General features: G+C 43.2%; 25 protein-coding genes. 17 read left to right on the plus strand and 8 right to left on the minus strand.

The window, feature by feature from the left end; genetic code table 11:
* Nucleotides 1-29: 29 nt before the first annotated feature.
* Nucleotides 30-2513: an ATP-binding protein gene (locus ACMUMQ_RS09215; protein ID WP_414681696.1), complete on the plus strand. Its 2484-nt coding sequence runs from the start codon at nucleotides 30-32 to the stop codon at nucleotides 2511-2513.
* A gap of 37 nt (nucleotides 2514-2550) precedes the next feature.
* Here the strand turns inward: ACMUMQ_RS09215 and ACMUMQ_RS09220 are convergent, their stop codons facing one another.
* Entirely contained in the window at nucleotides 2551-2991 is a 441-nt protein-coding gene (locus tag ACMUMQ_RS09220) for a YtoQ family protein (protein ID WP_414681697.1), read from the minus strand.
* Between the two features lie 258 nt (nucleotides 2992-3249).
* Here ACMUMQ_RS09220 and ACMUMQ_RS09225 point away from each other — a divergent pair, with 258 nt between their 5' ends.
* On the plus strand, nucleotides 3250-4848 hold the full coding sequence (locus ACMUMQ_RS09225; RefSeq protein ID WP_414681698.1) for a methyl-accepting chemotaxis protein: 1599 nt from the start codon (nucleotides 3250-3252) through the stop codon (nucleotides 4846-4848).
* A 97-nt stretch (nucleotides 4849-4945) separates the two neighbouring features.
* Here ACMUMQ_RS09225 and ACMUMQ_RS09230 read toward each other — a convergent pair whose 3' ends face one another.
* A complete protein-coding gene (locus ACMUMQ_RS09230; protein ID WP_414681699.1) occupies nucleotides 4946-5410 on the minus strand; it encodes an Lrp/AsnC family transcriptional regulator in 465 nt (154 codons plus the stop codon).
* A gap of 144 nt (nucleotides 5411-5554) precedes the next feature.
* Between ACMUMQ_RS09230 and ACMUMQ_RS09235 the strand changes: the two genes are divergently transcribed.
* The 5 genes from ACMUMQ_RS09235 (at nucleotide 5555) to ACMUMQ_RS09255 (ending at nucleotide 9535) form a co-directional block, all read left to right on the plus strand.
* Nucleotides 5555-6508 carry a DMT family transporter gene (locus ACMUMQ_RS09235; protein WP_414681700.1) on the plus strand — a complete coding sequence of 318 codons (954 nt, stop codon included), beginning with the start codon at nucleotides 5555-5557 and terminating at the stop codon, nucleotides 6506-6508.
* 35 nt (nucleotides 6509-6543) lie between these two features.
* A complete protein-coding gene (locus tag ACMUMQ_RS09240; RefSeq protein WP_414681701.1) occupies nucleotides 6544-7725 on the plus strand; it encodes an amino acid aminotransferase in 1182 nt (393 codons plus the stop codon).
* Between the two features lie 74 nt (nucleotides 7726-7799).
* Nucleotides 7800-8183 carry a type II toxin-antitoxin system RelE/ParE family toxin gene (locus ACMUMQ_RS09245; protein ID WP_414681702.1) on the plus strand — a complete coding sequence of 128 codons (384 nt, stop codon included), beginning with the start codon at nucleotides 7800-7802 and terminating at the stop codon, nucleotides 8181-8183.
* On the plus strand, nucleotides 8176-8478 hold the full coding sequence (gene relB / locus ACMUMQ_RS09250) for a type II toxin-antitoxin system RelB family anti-toxin transcriptional regulator (protein WP_414681703.1): 303 nt from the start codon (nucleotides 8176-8178) through the stop codon (nucleotides 8476-8478). The genes ACMUMQ_RS09245 and relB overlap by 8 nt, the downstream gene beginning before the upstream one ends.
* A gap of 211 nt (nucleotides 8479-8689) precedes the next feature.
* Nucleotides 8690-9535, plus strand: coding sequence for a hypothetical protein (locus ACMUMQ_RS09255; RefSeq protein WP_414681704.1), 846 nt, complete (start codon nucleotides 8690-8692; stop codon nucleotides 9533-9535).
* A gap of 91 nt (nucleotides 9536-9626) precedes the next feature.
* Here ACMUMQ_RS09255 and ettA read toward each other — a convergent pair whose 3' ends face one another.
* The gene (gene ettA / locus ACMUMQ_RS09260; RefSeq protein WP_414681705.1) at nucleotides 9627-11288 is read right to left on the minus strand and encodes an energy-dependent translational throttle protein EttA; all 1662 of its coding nucleotides are present in this window, start codon (nucleotides 11286-11288) and stop codon (nucleotides 9627-9629) included.
* Nucleotides 11289-11344: 56 nt separating this feature from the next.
* Entirely contained in the window at nucleotides 11345-12250 is a 906-nt protein-coding gene (locus ACMUMQ_RS09265) for a DMT family transporter (RefSeq protein WP_414681706.1), read from the minus strand.
* A 158-nt stretch (nucleotides 12251-12408) separates the two neighbouring features.
* Here ACMUMQ_RS09265 and nrdR point away from each other — a divergent pair, with 158 nt between their 5' ends.
* From nrdR to nusB, 3 genes are all read left to right on the plus strand, one after another.
* A complete protein-coding gene (gene nrdR, locus ACMUMQ_RS09270; RefSeq protein WP_414681707.1) occupies nucleotides 12409-12897 on the plus strand; it encodes a transcriptional regulator NrdR in 489 nt (162 codons plus the stop codon).
* Nucleotides 12894-14045, plus strand: a complete 1152-nt coding sequence (ribD, locus tag ACMUMQ_RS09275; protein WP_414681708.1) for a bifunctional diaminohydroxyphosphoribosylaminopyrimidine deaminase/5-amino-6-(5-phosphoribosylamino)uracil reductase RibD — start codon at nucleotides 12894-12896, stop codon at nucleotides 14043-14045. Before nrdR ends, ribD begins: the two co-directional genes overlap by 4 nt.
* A gap of 299 nt (nucleotides 14046-14344) precedes the next feature.
* The gene (gene nusB / locus ACMUMQ_RS09280) at nucleotides 14345-14851 is read left to right on the plus strand and encodes a transcription antitermination factor NusB (protein WP_347984197.1); all 507 of its coding nucleotides are present in this window, start codon (nucleotides 14345-14347) and stop codon (nucleotides 14849-14851) included.
* 109 nt (nucleotides 14852-14960) lie between these two features.
* Here nusB and ACMUMQ_RS09285 read toward each other — a convergent pair whose 3' ends face one another.
* Nucleotides 14961-15125, minus strand: coding sequence for a hypothetical protein (locus ACMUMQ_RS09285; RefSeq protein WP_414681709.1), 165 nt, complete (start codon nucleotides 15123-15125; stop codon nucleotides 14961-14963).
* 11 nt (nucleotides 15126-15136) lie between these two features.
* On the opposite strand from ACMUMQ_RS09285, the gene ACMUMQ_RS09290 reads away from it, so the two are divergent.
* Nucleotides 15137-16426, plus strand: coding sequence for an MFS transporter (locus ACMUMQ_RS09290; protein WP_414681710.1), 1290 nt, complete (start codon nucleotides 15137-15139; stop codon nucleotides 16424-16426).
* An 89-nt stretch (nucleotides 16427-16515) separates the two neighbouring features.
* Here ACMUMQ_RS09290 and ACMUMQ_RS09295 read toward each other — a convergent pair whose 3' ends face one another.
* From ACMUMQ_RS09295 to ACMUMQ_RS09305, 3 genes are all read right to left on the minus strand, one after another.
* Nucleotides 16516-18537, minus strand: coding sequence for a methyl-accepting chemotaxis protein (locus ACMUMQ_RS09295; protein ID WP_414681711.1), 2022 nt, complete (start codon nucleotides 18535-18537; stop codon nucleotides 16516-16518).
* A gap of 101 nt (nucleotides 18538-18638) precedes the next feature.
* The gene (locus tag ACMUMQ_RS09300; protein WP_414681712.1) at nucleotides 18639-19133 is read right to left on the minus strand and encodes a universal stress protein; all 495 of its coding nucleotides are present in this window, start codon (nucleotides 19131-19133) and stop codon (nucleotides 18639-18641) included.
* A gap of 196 nt (nucleotides 19134-19329) precedes the next feature.
* Nucleotides 19330-20331: a TRAP transporter substrate-binding protein gene (locus ACMUMQ_RS09305; RefSeq protein ID WP_414681713.1), complete on the minus strand. Its 1002-nt coding sequence runs from the start codon at nucleotides 20329-20331 to the stop codon at nucleotides 19330-19332.
* A gap of 892 nt (nucleotides 20332-21223) precedes the next feature.
* Here ACMUMQ_RS09305 and ACMUMQ_RS09310 point away from each other — a divergent pair.
* The 6 genes from ACMUMQ_RS09310 to ACMUMQ_RS09335 all read left to right on the plus strand — a co-directional run bounded on the left by ACMUMQ_RS09310 (nucleotide 21224) and on the right by ACMUMQ_RS09335 (nucleotide 25301).
* Nucleotides 21224-21472, plus strand: coding sequence for a Rho-binding antiterminator (locus tag ACMUMQ_RS09310; RefSeq protein ID WP_414681714.1), 249 nt, complete (start codon nucleotides 21224-21226; stop codon nucleotides 21470-21472).
* Between the two features lie 104 nt (nucleotides 21473-21576).
* Complete coding sequence (locus tag ACMUMQ_RS09315) at nucleotides 21577-21888, plus strand: DUF6172 family protein (RefSeq protein WP_414681715.1); 312 nt, start codon at nucleotides 21577-21579, stop codon at nucleotides 21886-21888.
* Nucleotides 21889-22083: 195 nt separating this feature from the next.
* Nucleotides 22084-22908 (plus strand): AraC family transcriptional regulator, encoded by an 825-nt coding sequence (locus ACMUMQ_RS09320; RefSeq protein WP_414681716.1) that lies wholly within the window; start codon nucleotides 22084-22086, stop codon nucleotides 22906-22908.
* Between the two features lie 80 nt (nucleotides 22909-22988).
* The gene (locus ACMUMQ_RS09325; RefSeq protein WP_414681717.1) at nucleotides 22989-23570 is read left to right on the plus strand and encodes a LysE family translocator; all 582 of its coding nucleotides are present in this window, start codon (nucleotides 22989-22991) and stop codon (nucleotides 23568-23570) included.
* Nucleotides 23571-23809: 239 nt separating this feature from the next.
* A complete protein-coding gene (thiL, locus tag ACMUMQ_RS09330) occupies nucleotides 23810-24760 on the plus strand; it encodes a thiamine-phosphate kinase (RefSeq protein ID WP_414681718.1) in 951 nt (316 codons plus the stop codon).
* 58 nt (nucleotides 24761-24818) lie between these two features.
* Complete coding sequence (locus tag ACMUMQ_RS09335) at nucleotides 24819-25301, plus strand: phosphatidylglycerophosphatase A family protein (protein ID WP_414681719.1); 483 nt, start codon at nucleotides 24819-24821, stop codon at nucleotides 25299-25301.
* Nucleotides 25302-25338: the final 37 nt, after the last annotated feature.

Genomic DNA, 25338 nt, shown 5'->3' on the forward strand with positions numbered 1-25338 from the left:
TCTTAGCCAATATTGAGATCCAATAAACCATGCTGCATTGGAATAACCCTAAGTTCTTTTTCAACTACAAAAATAATCATCCATTAGGCAGTCGAATCCTGCTGTGGATTTTGATTTTCAGCCTCTCTTTCACTCTTATTTCTACAACAATTCAGCTTTATTACGACTATCGAAAAGAAGTAGCTCAAATTGAAAGTCGATTTGAGTTGATTCGTAGTGGTTATGTGGACAGTTTGGCCAAAAGCTTATGGGATTTGGACCGCGAGCAAGTTCGTATTCAGTTGGAAGGCGTTTTGAATTTTCCTGATATTCGCTTTTTGAGGTTGGAGTCGAATATTTGGAGCGAGAATATTATCTTGGGTTCCGTGCCTCAAAATTCGGACTTTGTCGATGATTCATCGAGGTTTGAGTTGATTCATCACACACCGTTGAAAGGCGATCAATTGCTCGGTACTTTGTTTGTCAATATTGACTATGATGCGGTGTATGGACGCTTATGGGGAACCGGTTTGATTACTGTATTTTCCAATACCTTGTTTATCTTTCTGATCAGCATTGCTCTGATGATCATAGTGCAATTAAAAGTGACTCGTTATCTTGAAGCGATGGCGCTTTATACGCGCCAAATCGGTCGAGGAGAAGAAAATGGTCCACTTGAGTTAAAACATAAACCACGCAGTGCTCGGCCCGATGAATTAGATCAAGTAGTTGATGCCATTAACGAAATGCGCAGTGCCATCCTTCAAGACATCATTCGACGCGAACAAGATCAAGAGAAGCTTTTATACAGCCGAGATCAGTTGCAGGAAATTGTAAAGCGTCGAACTGAAAGCCTTCAATCCGCAAAAGAAGTAGCTGAAACGGCAGACAAAGCAAAGTCTCAGTTCTTGGCAACTATGAGTCATGAAATACGGACGCCATTGAATGGTGTGATTGGTATGGCTCAGCTTCTATTAAATTCAGAGCTTGATGGAAAAAATCGTGAATACATCGAGGGCATATATCAATCGAGCACGATTTTACTAGAAACACTTAATAACGTTCTCGATTACGCGAAGCTGGTTGAAGGCGTGCATATTCCTGAAAGTATGGCCTTTCGAATAGATGAACTTTCCAAATCTGTTGCTTTACTCTTCACGCCTTTGGCAACGGAAAAGAACTTATCCTTAAGCGTCAACATTGATCCTGCGATGCATAATATGTGTTATGGCAGTGTGGGGGCATTAAGGCAAATATTGTCCAACTTGTTAGCGAATGCGCTGAAGTTTACCCAAGAAGGAAGTGTTGAAATTTCAGTCTCTCCTGTGTGGCTGTACGAAGGAAAACAGCGTGTTTGCTTTCAAGTTGAAGACACCGGTATCGGCATCCCTGACGTTTTGCAGACTCGTATTTTTGAACGCTTTACTCAAGCAGATGAAAGTATTACTCGACGTTTTGGTGGAACGGGATTGGGATTGGCTATTTGTAAAAAAATGGTCGATTCACTGGGTGGGAAAATGGGCGTAAAAAGCGAAGAGGGCAAAGGTAGTCGTTTTTGGTTTGAGCTTACACTGGATACACAAGAAGGCATATCAGCAGATCGGGCAGGAATATCGATGACTAACACCTCATCGACTGCTATTCGAGCAATGGGAGCCATCGAACCCAATACACCATTAAAAGGTCATGCGGCCGGTGTTTCTAAAAAGAGTCGACCGCTTCATGTTTTGTTGGTAGAAGATGTGAGTATTAATCGCCAAGTCGCCGAAGCTTTTTTATCCCTTGAAGGGTTCGAGGTGTTCTGTGTGGTTGATGGAAAGGAAGCGCTGGAGATTACGCAAGATCAAAAGTTTGACCTTATTTTGATGGACGTGCATCTTCCAGAAATGAGCGGCGTTGAAGTTTGCCAGCATATTCGAGAAAGCCATTCCGTTAATACAGACACACCAATTATTGCCCTGACCGCGAGTGTTCAGCCAAAAGAGGTAGAGCAATATAAGCGTGCGGGGATGAGCTCAGTTGTCCCTAAGCCTTTGATCCAAGGTGAGTTACGCGATGCGATACAGCAGGTTTTACAACCGACAGCTCCGCCTGCTGATAAAGCTAGCAGGCAAACAAATCATACTGACGAAGATAATACGGTTTTAGATGAATCTTTGATCGCTTTGCATCTTAAGGTGTTGGGTATTACAAAAGTCGAAAAAATCGCCAATGAGCTAAAGCACAATGCAGTTGCAACGGAATCGAAGATTCATGACGCCATGATAATTGCGGATTTGTTTGAGGTGTCAGAACAAGCGCACAAGCTTGCAGGCGCTGCAGAAACAATGGGTGCTAAAGCATTAGCATCGACGTTAAAGAGAATGGAATGCGCAGCGAACGATGAGAAGCTTGTTGAGGTTGAGCGCTTTCATCGTGCTTTGAATGGTGAAATCAGTCAAACATTAACTTTGTTGATGGATTTTATTGAACGACATCGTAAAGCGTCATCTGAATTGCAAGATAAAAACGCAAAAGCCAACTTACCTGAGTGAGTTGGCTTTTGAATATCCGAATGGAACAATCTATTCGTTACGCTTGTAGCGTATATTTAAGAATCTCAACCACTTCTCTTGGTGTCTGAGTCCAAGCCAGCGCCGCGGCGTCTACCTCTTTAAGTGGGTGGATTAGGCTTTCATTGTGCATGGTGATATAAGGTGTACCTAGTGCAGCGCAATAGCCAGCATCGAATGCTGCATTCCATTGCTTATATTTCTCGCCAAATCGAATTACAACCAAATCGGCTTTTTTAATAGCAGTCTGAGTACGGATTGCGTTTACTTTTGAGGATTTGTGATCTCTCCAAAAACTTGAAGGCTCTTCCCCCAAGTGATCTGCCGCTGCATCACTTGCTTCATGGTTAGTTACTGGTGAAAGTATTTCTATATCTAGAGCAAGCTCTTTAATCCCTTGTTTAATTTCTTCGCGCCACTCACTGTGTATTTCACCTGAAAGGTAAATTGTAAAACTCATGATGTCTCTCCACTTTTAAGATGTCCTCCTCTTTAGCGAGGAGATACATACAAGTATAAAATGTGTCTTATTAAGCAGAATAGTAAAAATTAAGAGAGTAGCTTTAGATGCAAGTGTTTAATTTGTATCACTTAGTTTCTAAGTGACTTATCTCAAAATAAATGTAGGTAATTGTTAATCCCAATTGATCTTCACTGACTGCCGACTTTATTATCAATATCAATGCTGCATGTGGCGGCTTCTGTTGGAGATTGGGTCATGCGTTTCAATTCTATTCGGGTAAAGAGTTCCTTACCTGTCCTTATTATGAGTATTACCTTTGCTGTTGCATTGTTTTCAATGTTCTACATCAGTGGGCAACTAAGGTATGAATTAGATACCCAGGTTGATAAATACGAAAAAGCAGTGGCAGCCATCCTGAATGCTGACCGTGACCTTTATCAAGCAAAGGTGGCTGAGATTCATCTTGCACAGAAGCTAGGCAAGGCGGAAGATGAAGAAAAAGATCGCTTAGAGAATGCTCAGCAGGTGAAAGATAGAGTTGGCCTTTTCCGTGGTTATGTTTCAGAAGTACCTAGTGTTGTTGCTGCAACAAAAGGTTTTGATAAAGCATTTGATACTTGGTTAGCCTCTTCAAATGCTGTGGTTAAAGCTCCTTCCAATGCCTTAGCAGAAAAAACAAATGCCGATTTTCATGCGCTTCGAGATATTTTGGATAGAGCAGGCGAGGCCGTAACGACTCATGCGCAAGCTGAAAAAGTAGAAATAGAAGCGCAAGTTGATAGCTTCCAAAACTTTGCCTTTATTATTGTTGCTATTGGGTTATTAGTTGCCGTTTGGTTTAGTTATAAAACGCCGAAGACTTTGTCTGATCAGGTGAATTATCTTGGTAGCCGTATCCGTGAAATCTCAGAAGGTGATGGCGATTTAACTCAACGCATTAAGTTTGATACGAAAGATGAGCTTGGTGATTTGGCCAAAGAATTCAACGGTTTCTTAGATCGTTTACGAGGCATTATTGGCAATATTCATCAGCAGTCGAATAAGCTTGGTTCCATGACAGCACAGTTGCATGAAGCTTCCAACAAAACGACTGGGATTACCTCTGCACTTTCAAATGCTTCTGCGTCTATTGTGAGCGCGGGTCATGAAATGGATATGTCTAACAAAGAAATGGCTGAGGTAGCAAAAGATACTGCAGAAGAAGCGCAGAACTCCAGTGACTTGATCCGAAACGGTATGTTGGCGGTAACGAAATCTCAACAAGCTATCAAGGAATTGGTAACGGATATTGGCCAAGCACAAGGGCGTTCTGGCGAGCTGCAAAAAAGCTCAGAAAGTATTGCTTCTGTGCTGGAAGTGATTCGAAACATTGCAGAGCAAACGAACCTATTGGCTTTGAATGCTGCCATTGAAGCGGCACGAGCAGGCGAGTATGGCCGTGGCTTTGCTGTCGTAGCAGACGAAGTTCGTACATTAGCGACACGAACTCAGGACAGCACCAATGAGATCGAAAGCATGATTGAGCAACTGAAAGTAAACGTCAGTAGCTCTTCTAATGCGATTCAAAACAGCCGCGATAATGCAGACTCTACAGTAGCAAACTTCGAAGAAGTGACTCAGGTTTTTGACAAGCTAAAAGAGTCTTTCTCTAAAGTTCAAAACATGGCGGCGCAAACAGCGCAGGCGACTCAAGAGCAATCTCAGGTAGCTAATGAAATTAACGTGAACATGGTGTCTTTGAAAGACCAAACAGATTCTGTGCAATCCGTATCGGATGCCATTTTGCAACAGTCTGAAGGCATCAGTAAATTGTACAAAGTACTGGACCAGCAAGTGGGCAGTTTCAAAGTTTAGGTTGATTGACTCTTCGTAATACATCAAAGCGCTTACCAATAAGGTAAGCGCTTTTTTTTGCCTATGATTTACTCAAGCCACTTTTCAGCATCGGAAATTAGATAGGTAAAGGCGCGTCGGACTTTATTGCTCGAATGGCGAAGTTGCTGTGAATATCTTTTACATGAGGTAAATTCTGAATAGTTTTAAGAATGCCTTCGTAATCCGTGAGATCTTTTGCCACTACTTCCAGTCGATAATCTGCATGGCCAGACACCAAATAAGCGCTGATGACATTGGGTAAATTCATTACGCTTTTTTCAAAATCTTCACTGGCTTCGCTGGTGTGATTATTTAAGCCTACTTCGATAAAAACAGTCATGGATAAACCGACTTTCTTTCGCTCCAATGCAGCTCTGTAATGCTTAATAACGCCTGCATTTTCCAATTGCTTCACGCGTCGCAAACAAGGAGACGCAGATAAATGAATGTGTTCCGCAAGCTCAACATTGCTCAAACGGCCATCATTTTGTAGATGGGTCAGGATTTGGTTATCGGTAGAGTCTATTTTCAAAATTAGCATACCTGTAAAATTTAAATCGAGTTATTAGTAGGTTATGCCAAAAGTGGTGTTTTTAGAAGTAGTAATGGCAAGGACATGCTCATCGCTCAGTCCATATAATGAAGATACTGACTCATTGTTAATATGTATCTTATTAGGGCAATCATGATGGATATCATTCATTCAAAAAACACACCGGAAGCGCATTATCGGAATATCGCCACAGGTAAAACATTCCAGCTTGGCTTGTTAGCGGCCTTCATAACGGTATGTATTTGGGCTAGCTGGTTGGTGAGCGTCAAAATGGGCGTGCAGTCTGCGTTAACCAGTTTTGACCTCGCCTTAATGCGATACGGTTTACCAGCTTTGGTGTTGCTGCCTTTCTTATATCAATCCCGTCGGCAGTTATTGGCGGTTCCTGCTTGGGCTTTGTTCGGTATTGTCTTGGGAGCAGGGATTCCCTTTTTCTTTTTAAGCTCACAAGGTATGCATTATGCGCCAGTATCTCATGCGGGCTTGCTGCTACCTGGAACCTTTCCTCTTTTTGTGACGGCGATTGCGTTTTTTGTTTTTAAAGAACCATTAAGTCGCCCTCGTTTTGTTGGTTTATTGGCGATTATGTTTGGTGTATTGGCCTTGTTAATCATCTCTATGTGGTCGCTCAAAGGGGATGTTTGGAAAGGCGATTTACTCTTTTTAGGCGCCAGCTTTTTTTGGGCGGTTTACACTATAAGTTTGCGTGTTGCCGGTTTGCCTCCTTTGGCCGCAACAGGTTTATTGAGTGTTGTTTCGCTGGTGGCTTTATGTGTGATGTTCGTAACTGGAAGCGTGACATCGGGAATTAGCTTAGTAAGCACGGACGAATTGATTTGGCAGTTTGTCGTGCAAGCGATTCTGGTTGGCCTTTTCGCTGGCTTTAGTTATGGTTACTCCATCAATTTATTAGGGGCAGAACGAACCGCTGCAATGGGCGCATTAACGCCTGTGTTAGCCTCAATAATGGCGATCCCATTATTGCAAGAATCCATCGGATTGGCGGCGGCTTTAGGGTTATGTTTTGTTTGCATTGGCGTGGTACTAGCAAGTGGTATCGTGAAGTTGCCCCGTAAATCACATTAAGTCATTTTATCATTGAATTTTAAGGAAAATACATCATGTTTGAGCGTCTTACTCCCGCAGTAAAAGACCCAATTTTGTCTCTGTCCATCGCATGTCAGTTAGATACTCGCGCAAATAAATTGGATTTGGGCGTGGGCGTCTATCGAAACGAGCAGGGCGTAACGCCTGTTTTAGAGACAGTCAAAACCGCTGAACAGCGCTTACTCGATATGCAGGAAACGAAGGCTTACGTTGGTTTAGCGGGCTGCGAACGCTTCAACCGAGCCATGATGACCTTACTCATGGGAGACAACTCTAGCCGCTCTCGTGCTGTTGCAGTACAAACGCCTGGAGCAAGTGGCGCACTTCGTATGTTGGCCGATGTCATCGCTATGGCGAACCCATCAGCCAAGGTTTGGATGAGTGATTTAAGTTACGCAAACCACGCCCCAATTATGAAAACAGCAGGATTGGAAGTCGCCTATTTCCCTTACTTTGACCCTGAAACCAAATTGGTAAACGAGCCTGCCATGCTAGACACCTTAGCGACACTCGGTAAAAACGACGTAGTGTTGTTACATGGTTGTTGCCACAACCCAACAGGTGCAGATTTGAGCTATGCCGCATGGCAAGCCATTACGGATTTGGCAAATCAACAAGGCTTCTTGCCTTTTATCGACATGGCGTATCAAGGCTTTGGCGATGGAATGGAAGAAGACGCTGCGGGCTTCCGTTATCTGGCAGAGCGCGTTCCAGCTTATCTTGTGGCGAGTTCATGCTCGAAAAACTTTGGCTTGTACCGCGAGCGTACAGGGCTTGCTGTTGTTGTCGCGAATACATTAGCCAAAAGTGAGAGTATTAAAAGTCGCATTATGGAGTGCGCGCGTAGTACTTACACCATGCCGCCAGATCACGGCGCCGCCATTGTTCGTATCATCTTGGAAGACGAAGCACTAAAAAATGCATGGTTAGCGGAAGTGACTTCAATGAGACAACGTATTCAAGGTGTTCGATCTTCGTTAGCCGATGCGATTAGACAACAAACAGGCAACCAAGCCTTTGATTTTATTGAACAACATAAAGGTATGTTTTCTGTTCTTGGAACCAATGCAGAACAAATCTCACGTTTGAAAGAAGAGTTCGGTATTTACCTCGTTGACGGAGGCCGAATGAACATCGCAGGGCTAGGAGAAAAAGACGTACCTTACTTAGCGAAAAGCTTAGCGAAAGTGGTGTAATGGGGATATAGATAAAAAAGTAAAACACAGGACGTTGTGAGTATTGTTGAAATACTACCCAAGGAGGGTATACTTTGATTTATAAAACAAAAGAGTTTTGTTCTCAGACTAAAAAAGAAAGCCTGACCGATGCAGATCTTGTCAAAGCTTGCAGGGAAATTCAACAAGGGTTAGTTGATGCTGATTTGGGAGGCCATCTTTACAAAAAAAGAGTCGCAATAGGCAACAAAGGTAAGAGCGGTGGCTTTCGTACATTGATAGGTGCCGTTATTGGTGAGAAGTACTTTTTCTTATACGCCTTCGCCAAGAACAAGCGATCAAATATTTCACACCAAGAAAAACTTGTGTTGAGAGAGTTGGCCCGTACTTTCATAGATTTTGATCTGGAAACGCTTAATCATCTAATAGTGACTGGTGAACTTATTAAAGTAGATGAGGAAGGAGATAGTTATGAGTGATATTTTAAAATCCGTTCATAAAACGGCTAAGGGGTTGAACAGAGCTGGTGCAATAGATAAAACCACTATGCGAAAGTTTGATGCGCTGTGCCTAACCTCTATTCATGAATTTTCACCTGAACAAGTTCGCCAATTACGATTGGCTAACAACCTTTCTCAACCTGTATTCGCTCAATACCTCAATGTCAGTGACAAGCTAGTCAAAAAATGGGAACAGGGCGAAAGCAAACCCAGAGGTGCGGCGCTGAAAATGTTGTCTCTTGTTGAACGAAAAGGAATCGAAGTGATTGCTTAGTTGGCTTGTACCTTCCCCTTTTGATTTCCTTCAGGTGAGCAAAAAGAGGGTAATGTCATTGAGATTTATAAACGAAACAAGGATGCTTAATGTCACACAATAAAACACTTTATCAGTTACCTTCTTTTTGGGCCGCTATTTTAATACCTATAGTGTGTGGGGTTGGTTCCGCTCTTTTTATTGCATGGAATGACTTTTTTCTGTTGAGTCCATGACTGCATGTTGGACATCAGGTTGTATTAACGACGCAGTTAATCGCCTTAAAGTTCCAATTGCCATCACAGCTATTATTTTCCCCGCTGTTGCTTTGATTGCTTCGAGCCATAGATCTGCTCAAACTGCTGCACAGATTGAAAGAACGGATAAGCAAATAGCTGTTACAGAAGCAAAAAATGCTTTTGAAAATAATATAAAGCATAGGGAACTTTTCTTTTCATATTTGGAAGAACAAGAGAAGGTTTTAGGTGTTAGATTCACAGAAAAACAATCATTATATGAAGTAATATTTCGTGAGAATGACTTTATTCGCTTTACTTATTATGCCGATGAAATGGCTCTTAACAAAGAGTTAGTGTTAATGAATGATGAGAAGGAATTTTATGACTTTCAGAACCACTTCCACTATATATATTTTACTTTAAGTAATTGTTCAAAGTGCTGGAATCGATTCACGGGCTGTGAAAATATGAAATTTTTCTACCTTGCTCAAAGTCTTTATACCGGATGGATTTTGAGTGGTATATCCATCATCGAGTTAAAGAGTGGGCGATCTATTTTTGACTATAATTGTTGTTATGTGACTGGTCGTTTTCAGAACCATTTTTATTTAATGCTTAGTGTTTTAGATGCTCTCGAAAAATTTTGCCTTTCAGAAAGTTTTCGTGGAAAACAAGATTCTTTATATCGTATTGAGGAGGCTAAATTTATAGAAGAGTCATCAAATTTCTCGCAGTGCCTATACACGGAAAAACGTCGAGTTAGGCCTATTTTAGACGAGAATGGAGTCGCGTCTGGATATGAGGAAGTACCTGAATCAGAAGACCTCACTCCATTTTAGAAAATGATATGTTTTCTTAATCATAAAAAAACCGCTCTCATTTCTGAAAGCGGCTTCTCATTGCTTTACCAACCTATCCCATTAAATAGAATTACGCATCGATTTTTTTGTATTTGATACGTGTTGGTGTGGCTTCGTTGCCGGTACGTTGTTTGTAATCGGCTTCGTATTCAGCGTAGTTACCTTCGAAGAATACTGCTTTTGAATCGCCTTCGTACGCCAAAATATGCGTGGCAATACGGTCTAGGAACCAACGGTCGTGGGAAATAACAATCGCTGCACCTGGGAAGGCCAGTAACGCGTCTTCCAGTGAACGTAAAGTTTCTACGTCAAGGTCGTTGGTCGGCTCATCCAGTAGCAATACGTTGCCGCCTTCTTTAAGCAGTTTTGCAAGGTGCAAACGGTTACGTTCACCACCAGACAAATGCTTAACAAATTTTTGCTGATCAGAACCTTTGAAGTTAAAGCGACCGATGTAAGCACGAGAAGGTACTTTGTAGTTGTGAACTGTGATCATGTCTTGACCGTCAGAAATTTCTTCCCATACCGTCTTGTCACCATCCAATTCACGCATTTGGTCAACGTAAGCCAGTTGCACGGTTTCGCCTAACGTCACTGTGCCTGTGTCTGGTTTTTCAATGCCTGCGATCATTTTGAACAGAGTCGATTTACCAGCACCGTTACCACCGACAACACCCACGATAGCACCTTGAGGAACAACCATGTTGAAGTCTTCTAGTAGCATCTTATGCTCGAAGCTTTTGCTCACGCCTTCGATCTCGATGACTTTAGAGCCAAGACGAGGCCCTGGTGGAATGTACAATTCGTTGGTTTCGTTACGATCTTGGAACTCTTGTGAGTTCATCTCTTCGAATCGAGCCAAACGTGCTTTGGACTTAGATTGACGGCCTTTGGCGTTTTGGCGAACCCACTCAAGCTCCGATTTAATGGCTTTTTGATGAGAAGCTTGTTGTTTTGCTTCTTGCTCTAGACGAGCGTCTTTTTGCTCCAGCCAAGAAGAGTAGTTGCCTTCGTATGGAATACCGTGGCCACGGTCAAGCTCCAGAATCCAGCCTGCAGCGTTATCAAGGAAGTAACGGTCGTGGGTAATCGCCACAACGGTACCTGGATAATCTTTCAAGAAGCGCTCTAGCCAAGCAACGGATTCCGCGTCCAAATGGTTAGTCGGTTCGTCGAGAAGAATCATGTCTGGCTTGTCTAATAGCAAACGACATAAAGCCACACGACGACGTTCACCACCAGAAAGGTGCTCAACATTTGCGTCCCAAGGTGGAAGACGAAGCGCATCGGCTGCCACTTCAAGCGCACGCTCTAGGTTGTGACCTTCCTTTGCTTCGATCAAAGCTTCAAGCTGACCTTGCTCTTTTGCTAAGGCATCGAAGTCTGCATCTGGCTCTGCGTATTCTGCGTAAACTTGGTCAAGACGCGCCATGGCGTCAATGACGTCAGCAAAGGCTTCTTCAACAATGCCACGAACGTTTTTGGTTGGATCAAGGTAAGGTTCTTGCTCCAAGTAGCCGATTTTGATGCCCGGCATTGGACGAGCTTCGCCGTTATATTCTTTATCAACGCCCGCCATGATGCGCAAAAGCGTAGATTTACCTGAGCCGTTAAGACCCAAAACACCGATCTTAGCGCCAGGGAAAAAAGAAAGAGAAATGTCTTTAAGAATCTCGCGTTTAGGAGGAACGACTTTCCCAACGCGGTTCATGCTGTATACAAACTGAGCCATAAAATGAGTCACTTATTGAATGATTTGAAAGTAGGGTAAGAATAACACAGCTGTGGCTAATGAAGAATAATCTGAGCCGCACCTGTGACTACTAAAATTGCGCCTAGCCAAGCACCAAATGCAGGGCGTTGACCTGTGGTAATCCACAGTGCAGGTAAAATAAGAACAGGCACGACCGCCGATAAAGTGGTGACAATGCCAACATTCGCGTTGCCGATTCCCCACACCAAAATGCTCATGCCGATCACCATGCCAATTGTAGCCATTGCAGTAGCACCGATAAAATCAGCTGCTTTTAATTGCCAAATAGGCAAGGCGTCAGCCGATTGTTTATGTCGATAAAATAATCCATAAGCAAGAATGAGAGCGATGGCGCCAGTGCTGACGCGCAATGCAGACACCGCAATAGGATCTGCACCATCTAATAAAGCTGGTTTGCTGAGTAACGCGCCACTGGCTTGGCCAAGTGCACCGCCCAGCGCCATGAGAATACCGGTACTTAATTTGCCTTTAGTTTGCTCCCAAGCGTGGTTATTGTTTCGTTTACCAAATAATATAGCGATGACAACACCAGTTAAAACCAGCCCGCAGGCGAATAATTGATTCAGCGATAAATACTCACCTAAAAACAACCAGCTAAGCAAAATAGACATAGGTGCATTGGTTGCAAACAACACACCTGCTCGTCTGGGGCCGAGGCGATGTACCGCGCTGAATAACATGGTGTCGCCAAGAAAAATTCCCACGACGCCAGAGAGGAGAATCATCTCTGAATGTTGCCACAGCTGATCGCTAAAGCGTTGTCCAACGAAACAGATAAGTAACAATATTAGGCTGGCGATAGAAATTCTTACCGTGTTGAAACGCATGCTTCCAAAACGCTCGATTAATCTGGGCGCCATGAGACTAGAAACAGTCCAACACAATGCGGCAACCAAGCCAGCTAATTCTGCAAACGGCATAATTCCTCTTTATTCCCTGCCAAGAAGAATCGAAAAAGTACATTTTTTTGAAAAGTACGTTTGTAGCTATATGTTGGCGGGATTGATATGATTTGAACCAGAAAATGATGGCCTTTATCAAGGCATTCTTACACCAAATTAGTGATATTGGAAGCGCCATGCGATGCCCTTTTTGTGGAACTCTAGATACTAAAGTTGTCGACTCCCGTTTGGTTTCGGAAGCCGCACAAGTACGCCGTCGCCGCACTTGTATTCAGTGTCACGAACGTTTTACCACGTTTGAAGTGGCTGAATTACAAATGCCAAAGCTGATTAAAAGCGATGGCAGCCGTGAAACCTTTGATGAAGATAAGTTACGTAATGGCATCATCAAGGCGATAGAAAAGCGCCCAGTGAGCAGTGAAGCTGTGGAAACAGCCATTACTCGAATTAAAGAAAAAATGCAGGCCACAGGTGAACGAGAATTGCCTTCTCGTTGGACGGGCGAAGCGGTAATGGATGAATTGCAGCAACTCGACCAAGTGGCTTATGTTCGCTTCGCCTCGGTTTATCGAAGCTTTAAAGACATCAGTGAATTCCGTGAAGCGATTGATCGCCTAGAAAGCAACAGCGCGGAAGCATACGAATCTAAAGAAGAGAAAGAATGACAGTTTATAACCACGAATACTGGATGGCGAAGGCAATTCAACTGGCGAAAAAAGGCCTTTATACCACTCATCCAAATCCTCGTGTTGGGTGTATTTTGGTGAATGGCGATCAGTTGATTGGTCAAGGCTTTCACCTCAAAACTGGCGAAGGTCATGCGGAAGTTAATGCGTTGGCGGATGCGAAGAATAACGCGTCAGACCAAATAAAAGGCGCAACCGCTTACGTCACTTTAGAGCCATGCAGTCATCAAGGCAAAACGCCACCTTGCGCCGATGCTTTGATTAAAGCGGGTGTGAGTCGTGTGGTTTTTGGCATGCAAGACCCAAACCCTGAAGTATCAGGTCGTGGTTTAGAAAAATTAAAAAAAGCCGGTATCGAAGTCATTGGCCCTGTTTTAGAAGCGGAATGTGAAGCGCTTAATCTTGGCTTTATTAAACGCATGCGTGAAGGTTTGCCTTATGTGCGAGTGAAGCTAGCGATGAGTTTGGACGGCCGCACAGCGATGGAATCTGGTGAAAGCCAATGGATTACTGGAAGCGATGCACGCCTTGATGTGCAGCGTTTACGTGCCCAGAGTGATGCCATCGTCACAGGGATTGGCTCTGTGTTGACGGATAACCCGAGCATGACAGTTCGTATCGACAGCGATGACCAAGAAGCGGACCCGAAAACCGTACGCCAGCCTTTACGGGTTGTGATGGACACGGCGTTGTCGATTGTTCCTGAGGCTAAGATTCTTTATCCAACGTCTCAAGCGTGTGTCTTTTCTATCGAAGAAGAAATCGAAGAAGAGCATTTAGAGGTGTTGAAGAAGAAAGGCGTGACTGTGCGTTTTTCCCCTCCTGGCGAAGACGGTCGTTTGGATTTGTTGGATGCGATGGAACAACTTGCTGATGCAGGTATTAATGAAGTTTTACTTGAAACAGGTTCCGAACTCGCTGGTGGCTTTTTACAAGCAGGATTAGTGGATGAAATCGTTGTGTACATGGCGCCTAAATTATTGGGTTCGAGTGCGCGTCCTTTGTTCCAGCTGCCTTTAGAAACGATGGATGAAGCTGTGGAGTTAGAACTCAAATCTGTGCGTCAGGTTGGTCAAGATTTACGTTTGGTTTATCAACCAACGTATTTGGAAGATGACGAGTTTTAAAGGTCGTTAAAGAAAGTAATTTTCTTGCGGCTGGTGGCGAACCACATTGCTTTGTAAGCCTTTTTCTCGCTTCTTGATCTTGAGAGCAAGAAAATGATGTTTTCTTTGTGATTTTTAGAGAAGTTTGCAGAGAAACGTAGAATAAAAATTGCTATAATCGCCGGCCAAGATGAAACCTATATTTGTGCTTTGAGCCATATTGGCTTGAGGCACTGTCTAGCAGACGAACATAAGCACTACAAAACAGACGAAAAGCGTTAGCCCACAAGGCCGTATAGTCTGGATAACTGAGGCAAAAAATGAGCGAAGTGGAAACAACAAACGACCAAACTCCAGCACCGAAAAAGAAGGCGAAAAAGCCTTCGCGCTCGCAAATGCGCAGTGCTTCTCGTCGTTTGGCATTACAAGCGGTTTACCAATGGCAGATGAACCAATCTTCCGTGAGTGAGATTGAAACCCAATTCGTGATGGATCAAGACATGGCGTCTTGTGATAAATCTTACTTCCGTGAGCTTCTGCAAGGTGTGACTGCCAGCGCGAAAAAGCTAGACGGATTGTTTGAAGAATTGCTTGATCGTCCATTGAGTGAACTTGATCCAATTGAATTGGCAGTGATGCGTATTGGCGCATTTGAATTATCAGAACGTCTAGACGTGCCATACCGCGTTGCTATCAACGAAAGCGTTGAATTGGCAAAAGGCTTTGGCGCGACAGAAAGTCATAAATACGTTAATGGTATTTTAGACAAATTAGCACAACGCGTTCGTCGTGAAGAAATTGCAGCACGTCGAGAAGCGAATAAGTAATCCATCGAGTTTGATGTAACGATTACTGGAAAGCAAAAACAAGCCCTGTTATTAGAAATAATAACGGGGCTTTTTTGTGTCTAATTGTTTGAAAAATGAGGTTGTGGTTTTAGATAAATTGATGACGTTTGTGGTCAATATTATGACGGTCTTGGTTGATCTTATAAGGAGAAATAGGAATAGCGTAGTAGCAAGTGAAACCACCTAACTTAGCGCGTTTATATTGCTCGGTTTCTCTTAGGGCAATTGAACATCTAGCGATAAAGTAAAGCATGAGGGTGGTTCATGATTCAGGTACTTTCGACAGTTTGGGCTTTATTGCTTGGGATTGTTCTTCTCATGCTTGGCAATGGCATGCATTTCACCTTGATCGGCTTACGTGGCGGAATTGAGGGTTTTTCTTCTGCTGAGCTGGCGATCATCACATCAGGTTATTATGTCGGTTTTTTATCGGGTGCACGTTTTACACCTGTCTTGATTCGTCGTGTCGGTCATGTCCGCGTGTTTGCTGCGTTGGGCAGCTTTATGTCCGCAGGCTTAATCTCTTTCCCTTTGTTAACGGACCCTTGGGCTTGGACGCCGATACGTTTGTTAATAGGCTTTTGTATGTCGGGCATTTATGTCGCCGCAGAAAGCTGGTTAAACGACTCAGCGACGAACGATACACGAGGCAAGGTTTTATCGGCTTATATGATTGCTCAAACGCTTGGCATTATCGGAGCGCAAGGGTTATTAACGTTGGGTGATGCGAGCACTTCTGTGTTGTTTATTTGTGCTTCTATTCTGGTTTCTGTTTCTTTTGCTCCGATTCTTTTATCTGCGGCGGCCGTTCCTGCGGTACAAGTCGCTAAGCCCATGCCGCTTTTAGCTTTATTGAAGGTCTCTCCGTTGGGGGCGGTGGGAATCTTTTTATTGGGCAGTGTTTATGCAACACAATCTGGTATGGGAGCGGTTTTTGGTAGCCAAATAGGGCTTTCAGCAAACAGTATCGCTTTATTTGTCGCCATGTTGTTTGCTGGCGCTTTGGTGATGCAATATCCAATTGGTTGGTTGTCTGACCGTGTGAGTCGTAGCAAGTTGATTTTCTGGTTGTCCTGTATTGGCGGAGCCTCTTGTGGTTTTGGTTGGATGAGTCAAGAAGCCTTTTGGCCCCTTATGGCGTCGGCCTTTTTTGCTGGTGGTGTTTCAACGCCACTTTATGCTTTGTTTCTCGCTTACACGAATGACTCACTTTCCCCTAGTGAGATGCCAGCTGCATCCGGCGGACTGGTTTTTGCTTTTGGTGTCGGTGCGATTTCAGGGCCATTATTGAGTGGCTGGTTCATGCAGGTGTTTGGTCCTAGTGCTTTCTGGTTGGTGATTGGCGTGACGTTTTTAGGGATTGCGAGCTTTGCTGTGTATAGCATGGCTCAACAAGAAGAGGAAGTCGCAGTAGAGGATACAGACAGTTATCTTGGCGTTTTACCGACAACCTCAACAGTGGCCGTTGAAGCCGCCAGCGAATGGGCGATAGACAATGCAGAGCATCAAGCGGAAGAGGAAGCCCTGCAGGAGGAGCAACAGAGTAGCCATTAGTTGTCATCCTTATGATCACAGCTTGTAGCGTGATCATAAGGGTGGATTGGTCTCACTTACTTCAAAGCAAAAGCTACTTCAAAGCAAAGTTATTTCAAAGTAAACGCGGATAAGTCAGTTTGCAGGTCTTCCGCAATAGCGCGAATATTATTGCTGTGGCCTTGTGTCTGATCGGCTTGTTCTAAGGTTTCCGTTGATGCCGCTTGAAGAGACTCAGCATTTTGGCGGATTTCGCTAGACGCCACACTTTGCTCTTCGGTTGTGGTAGCAACGTTATGAACACCCGCTTCAACCGCTTTAATGGACTGATTGATTCGATCTAACAGTTGGCCAGCAGCAATGGCTAATTCGACACTTTCCGATACTTGTCCTCGTCCTTGTTCCATCTCTTTCACTGCAGAATGACTGTTTTTCTGAAGTGTTTCGACGACTTTTTTGATTTCCTCCGTCGATTGTTGAGTACGTTGTGCAAGTACTCTCACTTCATCGGCAACCACCGCAAAACCTCGACCTTGTTCGCCTGCACGGGCGGCTTCAATAGCGGCGTTTAAAGCGAGTAAGTTGGTTTGCTCGGCAATTTCATTGATGACATTAACAACAGAACCGATATTTTTAGAGCTGTCTGCAACATCGCCAATGGTGTCGGATGCCTTCCCAAAAGCAGAAGACAATTGGCTCACTGTGTTTTCGACCGATTTAACCGCTTTGTGGCCTTCTTCAGTTGATTCTCGAACCGTTAGGGCTTCCTTCGACACAAGGTGAGCGCTGTGCGATACGTCCTGTATGGCGGTTGATATTTGAGTGACGGCAGAGCCCACTTGAATGCTGGCGTGTTGGCTATTGGTCGCGCTGTTACGCAAATCCACATTGGCGTCAGTTATCGACTGAGTTGATGCTAATAAGGCTTGGCTAGAACGCTGAACCTTGGTCACCAGTGCGACTAAATTGTCTCGCATGCGAATGGTGTCGTTTTGCAAAATATCAATTTCGTTTTGGCTGTCTTTGTCCCTTGGCGCAGGGAAATGGAAAGCAAGGTTACCTTGACCTAATTGTCCTAAACCACGGGAAATATCTTGCAGAGGTTTCAGGGCTCGACGTATTAAGAACCATAAAATACTGGTGAGAACCAAAGACGCAATCGCGGCAATGCCTGCGATGAGCCAGACGATGCTGTCAATGTCGGCTTGATATTCATCTTGGTAGGATTCCAAGGTAACCACCCAATTCCAGCCCGGTACGGTTTGGAAAATCGCTTTGGAAACGCGTGCTGAGTTGGCGCCTTGGTTCGGTAATGTATATGTGACAACCCCTTCAGTGTTTTTATACATTTGGTTGAATGCATTGAGAATATCTGGATTGTTTTGATGCAGAGCCAAAAGATTTTTACCTTCATTTGAAGGGTGAATCAGCAGCTCTCCTTTATGGGCTCCAGAGTCAGAAACAAAAATATAACCGTCTTTACCAAACAGCATTTTGCTCACAGACGCTTTCAGTGGCGTTAATACTTGGGCGTATGGAACCAGCATTTCGCTGTAAAAACCAGACAAGTTAGATAGGGGAGAATAGAGCGCGATGTAGTCCGCCCCATTCAAAGATACTTTGCCAACGAACTTTTCATTCTTTTGTATCGCAGCAAACGCAGGTGCGTTTCTGTCTAGTATTTCGGGAATGTCTGCTTGAGATCGAGCAATACGATAAAGTTGGTCGCCTTTTTTATAAACAAGGCTGCTGCCCAGTTTTGATGTTTTGGCAAAGTTTTTCATGAAGGTGCTGTGGCCGTTCAGCTTTTGGTAGCGAAGCTGCAGTGACGGTAAGTCAACGCCTTGGACTTGAACTGGCTTGTCTTCAAAAATTTGTAAGTCTTTTAATTGGTTGTTTAAGAAGTCGCTGCTGTCTTGTAGAGTTGATTCTAAGGTGTAGTAAACCTCGGATAATTGATTAGCAACCAGTTCCGTTTCTTTCAGTTGATGAGATGTCACTATGTCGTTGATCTTGGCACTGAAAAGCTGATTGATGAACATCATTAGCACAATGAAAACACTGGAAACAAAAATGAAGGTTCCAATGCCCAGTTGTTTTGGTAGGGCGATTTTACGGATTATTAATAACATATATTTGCCATCCTTCTGTTGTCACTGCTGACGAGGATAAGAAAACTAATAATCATTTGGTGTCCTTATTAAAGCTGTATGTTGCCTTGTTGTTTGGGCTATCAGATTTCTTTTTTAATCAAGGGAACGACGAGTACGGGAATACGAGAGCGAGATAAAACATTTTTTGCCACACTTCCTAAAAAGGTTTCCACGAAGCCTTTTTCATGGGTTCCCATAACAATTAAGTCTGCAGATATTTCTCGTGATTTTTTCAAAATGGCTTCCATCGGGAAGGATTCAATGACGTCAAGGGATTTGATTTTGTTGCGTACAATACGGTCTTCTGCTGGAACGCTTTCCCAGAACTCATCTTGTCTTTGTTGTAGCTTTTCTTTTGCTTGCTCTTTACGAGCCTTAAGCATGTCTTTGCGTTGAGAGTCGTCCATCACATAGGTTTCTAATGTCATTTTTGCTTCGCTAGAAAGCTTTTCGACGACATGTAAAATGTGGATTTCAGCGTCTGTGCTTTTGGCAAGAAAAGCCGCGTATTTAAAGGCTTCTTCAGCGCCTTTTGAAAGGTCAGTACTGTATAGAATTTTATTAATCTGGAGCATGATTGAAATCCTCTTAAGGAAAGCGCCTGCATGAATAAGATTAAGAGAGGGTTGTGCTAATCAATAACCTAATAATCTGGATTGAATCAGTGTGATAGATGAACAAGGACAGAGTGTGTTTTTAAATCAGTGCTTTATATTCGAAGCACCGCTAATGAAAAAAGGCCAAGTGTTACCACTTGGCCTTCTTCGTTTTTTAGATTTCTTCGCGACCTAAAAGGTTAAGAAGCGCATTGATCTTTTCAACACCACCAACTTGGTCGAAGAATTCAGGCCAAACACCTGCTTGCGCACGTTTTACCCATTCGCCTTCGTCTTCCAACTGGTCGATTTGCATGTCGTATTTAGACACAAGCTCTTTCTTAATGCCTGCTTCTTGTTCTTTGATCCAAGATAGGCTGTAAGCTGTCGCTTCTTTACCAGCTTCTAAGATAGCCGCTTGAACACTTGCAGATTGATCTTGGAAAACAGACTCAGAAATGATGAGAGGCTCAAGTTGGAACATGTAGTGAGTCTCTGTTAGGTACTTCTGGATCTCAGCGAATTTCATTGAGTAGATCGCTGCGTATGGTGTTTCTTGTCCATCAACCACTTTTTGTTGAAGAGCCGTAAAGGTTTCAGACCAAGCAACTGGCGTTGGGTTGATGCCTAGAGATTGGTAAGTTTTGATGATCAAGTCACTTTTAGGAACGCGAACAAACAAACCTTGAAGGTCATCGATCGTTTTCACTGGACGTTTTGAGTTTGTAAGCATACGGAAACCAGAGTAGCTCCATGCCACTACGCGTACACCAGCATTGTTGATCGCGTCTTCTACAAGCTCGTCAGTAATACCGCTGTTGATTACGGTTTCAGCTTGGTCGATGTTTTCAAAAATGTAAGGTAGAGAGAAGATCCCCATGGATGGGCTAAATGGCGCCAAGTTGTTGCTACCAAGAATCGACATGTCCAATGTGCCAAGAGAAACATCGTTCACTGTTGCTTGCTCAGAACCAAGTTGACCGTTTACAAAAAGATCTGCGCTGTATTTGCCGTCTGTTTTTTCAGACAATAATTCTGAGAATTTTAAGCCCAATGCTTCTTGAGCACTGCCACCGCCGTCACCAACTGCCATTTTCCAAGTTGCTGCAAAAGTGTTTGCTGATAACACTAGACCTGCTGTCAGTGAAAGCGCTTTTACTAGTCTGCTTTTATGCATTTCTTATTACCTCATAGGTTATTACAGTTCGAGTTTTTTAGTCGTTTGATTCTTTTTGAACAGTGCTTATAAAGTACGATTCTGAAAGCCGTTCCATGACTGTTTCTGGTGCTTTGTTCAGTTTGGATATTTGTATCTATCACTCGATTATTAGTTTGCCTGTATATCTTTGGCAGCAAATAGAACCAGAAATCAAAATTGTTAGAACCAGTGGATAAGGTAATGATTGTTTAGGGTTTTTACTTAAGATTCAAAGTATATTGATGAAAATTTCGCACCAATTTGGCGCATTTTTTATATGGCGATAATCTACTGTTTTTATTGGCAAAGGGGAGAAAAGTTAAGAACGCTTAATCTTGTGCATGGGAAGCAGTGACCCATTATGGACGTAGTTTTTGTGTATTAATGCACCAGCAAAATTTTTTTAAAGAAAGTTCTATTTAAGCGTTAATTTTTTGTAGAAACTCGCTTCTTTTTACAAGAAAGCGATGAAAACCACATTTATACCAATTCGTAAGCCTGCACAAAACGAAACGCTTCGCTCTATTCTTAATGATATTTTGAGCGTCATAGGTTGATATTGAAGTGTGTCGTTTGAATCGGCATGCCTTCATCAGGCTTCACTCAGCAGCGCATTAGATAAAAAAGAGTACAATGGCTAGGGAAGGTGAGATTAAGTCTTCTGAACTTCAGTCTTATCAGAGAGACCGTTTCTCTGAAAGACCCGAAGGGCGTGGGCTAAACCCTTTTTATTCTTTGTTAAGCTTCTTGCCAATATGTTCAATATTGGACTGCGAAGCTTGTCTCGAATAATAAAGGTTTATCCACACGCTGAAGCCAGTGGACTTGTTCGCACCTTCCCTGGAATAGGATAGACCGAAGGAATTCAACAATGATCCGTTGTCACGAATATGATCTGATTGAAATTGTTTGTATGCACCGTTATCCCATCCGTTTAACCATGAAAACAGGTGAGGCTCTGGAAGGCATCGCTATGGATACTCAGCGTAATGAAATGGGAGAAGAATGCATCAAGATGAAGGTGGATGACCTAGAGCAGCTGGTGGTTTTAGATCATCTCTTTAAGCTAGAAGTCTGTGTTGAAAATCCGCATTTTTATGAGGTGATTTTTAGTGAATAAAATTCGGATTATCTTTGATATGGATGGCTGCTTTACAGGGAACCCGTTATCATGCGAGGTATCAAGGCAGCTATGTAAGCTTGTCTCATACTTTTAGGATCATAATGAAAAAGAACTTTGTTTTGTCTCACCCAAAAAAGCCATACCAGCGCCTCATTGAAGAAGCAAAGAATGAAGTGAAGAAGTACATCAAACAAGAGCGTACAAAAGCTTTGCCAGAAGGTGCGGACTTTTGGGGATTCAATTGCAAATTTGGCCAAACAAAAGACAAAGCCAGAGTGATTCATGAAGGTGATATCAACACCAATATTAGCTCAGCACAGAGCCAGCATTGGAAATCGTTTTACCTTGAAGTGATCGCCACACCAAAAACTCGCACTAAACGCCCAGACTCTATCAATGAGATGGATGCTTAACATTCCTAAATAAGTGTAGATATTAAATATTAAAGGGAGCCACCGTCTATCAATATTTTGATGATGGTGGAGCCCCATATGATGTTTGCACTTTGCTCATTCTTTTCTGAATTTCGCAACATCGTCCAATCTTTTATATCTTACATTAGGTAATCTAGCTTTATTGTTTCAGGTCATGAGAGAAAGAAGGTTGTGATGTTGACAGAGAATCGTTTCCAGTTTGCTAAAAGTGCAGCTCTTGATGAAGTCATGTTGCTTAAGGCTTCTATGAGTGATTTTTCTTATGGCACTCATGCTCATGAAGAGTTTTCTTTTGGCGTCACCTTGTCTGGTCGCCAAGACTTTTTTGCTTTAGGGGAATACCACAAAAGCCATGCTGGTAATGTGATTGTTTTTAACCCAGAAGACGCACATGATGGGCACTCCGGTGGTGAGAGTACTTTGCATTATAAAATGCTTTATATTCACCCTGATCAGCTTGTCCCGATGCTAGAGAGCGCGGGTGTGCATCAAGCAAAAAGTTTTCGAGTCGGGAAAGTCTTACAAGATGACGCACAACTAAGGTCGCATATCTTAGGTTTGGCGGGCCTAGTAGAGAATAACGTTTCTTCTTTAGAATATTCGTCTGCATTGTATGAATTTGCTGAATGTCTTGCTCATAAAGAAAGGCTGAAAACAGACACTACAACACGCATTAAAGACCCAGTATTCGAACGTGTTCGAGACTATCTGCATTCCCATGTCACTGAAGAGGTGTCACTTGATGAATTAAGCCAAGTGGCGCAGATGTCGAAGTACCATTTACTACGTCGATTTCGTGACTATTTTGGAATGACGCCTCATCAGTATTGGCAAAATTATCGTATTAATCGTGCTAAAGAAGCACTTGAGTTAGGTATGTCATTAGCTGATGTGGCATTCACCTTTGGCTTCAGTGATTTGAGTTATTTTAACCGTCGTTTCAAACCTGTATTTGGTATCACTCCTTACCAATTTAGACGCAATCTATTGCGGACTTAAGAAAACTTATTCGCACCTTCCTTAACACACTTCGTTTTTCTTTTATCTAATGCTTATCAAATTCTATTTGAGGGACTCTTATGCTTGAAATAATTATCTATGCCTTTGTTACTATGTACACACCTGGCCCCGTGAATACGCTTGCGCTTTTAGCTGGAGTGAATGGGCAAGGTTGGCGCGCATTTTTGTATTGTGTAGGTGTTGGTATTGCCATGCTTATCTGGTTTTTAGTAATTGGTTATTTAGGCGGCGAGATCATCCCAGCAGGTTATCAGTCGATTATCTCTATTTTGGGAGGGCTTTATATTGCTTATCTTGCAGGGAAAATTATGCACTCAAGTTTTCAGCAGCAATCGAGTAACGGCAAAACCACAGAACTGAGTTTTAAAATGGGGCTGATCTTACAGCTTTGTAACCCTAAGTCGATGGTGACGATAGTTCCCATTGTGACGATTCAGCTTCCTCGGATATCCGTTGAAGGAGGGCAAATTGCGCTGTGGTCATTGGTGATTGGAATCATGGCTTGTGGAGCACCAAGTACATATTTATTGTGCGGTTCACGTCTCAAAAAAATAGCAACTAACCCCAATGTCATGGCGTGGTTGAATCGTGTAATGGCTATGTTGTTGTTCCTCGTGGCTTATCGATTTGTTTTTGTTTAAAAGAATTGATTCAATTACAGATTAATTTTGAATTATCAGAGTATTTAAAAGGCACTATGCTATGTGCTTTTAGGTTGTTTATCCCAATGTAGGAAAGTATTACCCAGTCTTATTTTTTATTTAAGCCTTGCTTCATTATTAGGAGCAGGGCTTTTTATACATGGCTGAATTGCATTTAACCCGTTATCATTGGCGGTAAATTAAAATGCGTAATAGATGAGAGAGTAGAGGATATCGGTTTGAAAGAATTTGAGTTAATACAAAACATCTTTCAAGCTTCCGTCATGGCAAACGTCCAGCAGCGCGACGATATCTTGCAAGGTATTGGCGACGACTGTGCTCAGGTGGAAATACCACAAGGGCAGAGCTTGGTGTTTTCCATGGACACCTTAGTAGAAGGCCGTCACTTCCCGTTTGATGCAGACCCTGTAGACATTGGTTATCGTGCAGTAGCTACTTGCGTGAGCGACCTTGCTGCGATGGGCGCCAAGCCCGCCTTTTTCACCTTGGGATTAACCATTCCAGAATCGGACCCGCAATGGCTCGCCGGATTAGCACAAGGCATGGCTGAATTGGCTGAGCCAATTGGTTTGGCTTTGGTCGGTGGTGACACAACAAAAGGCCCGCTGACCATTACACTTCAAGTGCATGGTTATGTGGAACCAGATAGGGCTGTTTTACGATCTGGCGCAAAAGTCGGCGACGACATTTACGTGACAGGTTTACTGGGAAATGCAGCTGCAGCCGTGCCAATTGTCACTGGTGAGTTGCAAGTATCGAGTGAGCGATTTGATTATTTTTATGAACGCTATTGGCGCCCTCAACCTAGATTAATTGCCGGAATGGCGCTGAAACGCGTTGCCCACGCCATGATGGATATTTCAGATGGTCTTGCTCAGGATATTCAACATATATTGAAAGCATCGGGCGTTGGTGCCAATCTAGACGCGCATTCTTTACCCATCTCCGCCGAACTAATGAAATGGCAGCCAGAAGCCGCTATGACATTGGCATTAACGGGTGGTGACGATTACGAATTATGTTTTACCGCACCAAAATCTCAAGCCGCTGAAATCGCTTTAATTACTCAAACACTAAGCTTGCCTTGCAGCAAAGTGGGCGAAATCGTAGAAGAAGGTTTTCGTATTCAAGGGTACAATGGCGAGATCAGCGGATGGCAACATTTCTAACCAAAGTCGTGTTGTACTCTGACTAAATCTATCGAAATACATTATAAAGGATATTCCCATGGCAAACTCTGCTCCAGCATCGGTGTGGCGTAACCCGATACACTTTTTGGCTTTTGGCCTTGGCTCTGGTGCCGCACCGAAAGCACCGGGAACGTTTGGAACCTTGGCCGCCGTGCCGCTTTACTTCTTCTTTTTACAAGACTTAGCCAGTGTCGAATATCTCGCCATTCTTGTTGTGACATCATTGGTTGGTATTTACCTTTGCGGAAAAACCTCTAAAGACCTTGGTGTTCATGATCATTCTGGGATTGTTTGGGATGAATTCGTCGGATATTGGATCACCATGTGGCTCGCGCCAGCAGGTTGGTTTTATATCGTACTTGGCTTTGTGTTATTTCGCCTATTCGACATATTAAAACCTTGGCCGATTTCTTGGGTAGATAAGCATGTGCATGGTGGCTTCGGAATCATGCTAGATGATATCTTAGCCGGCCTGATGTCATTTGTGGTTCTACAAGCCTTGGCGCACTTTGTTTTTTAGTTTTAAAGGGATCTGATTACTTTAACCAGATCCCTTT

Source organism: Marinomonas algae (genome assembly GCF_047525555.1).
Taxonomy (GTDB): domain Bacteria; phylum Pseudomonadota; class Gammaproteobacteria; order Pseudomonadales; family Marinomonadaceae; genus Marinomonas.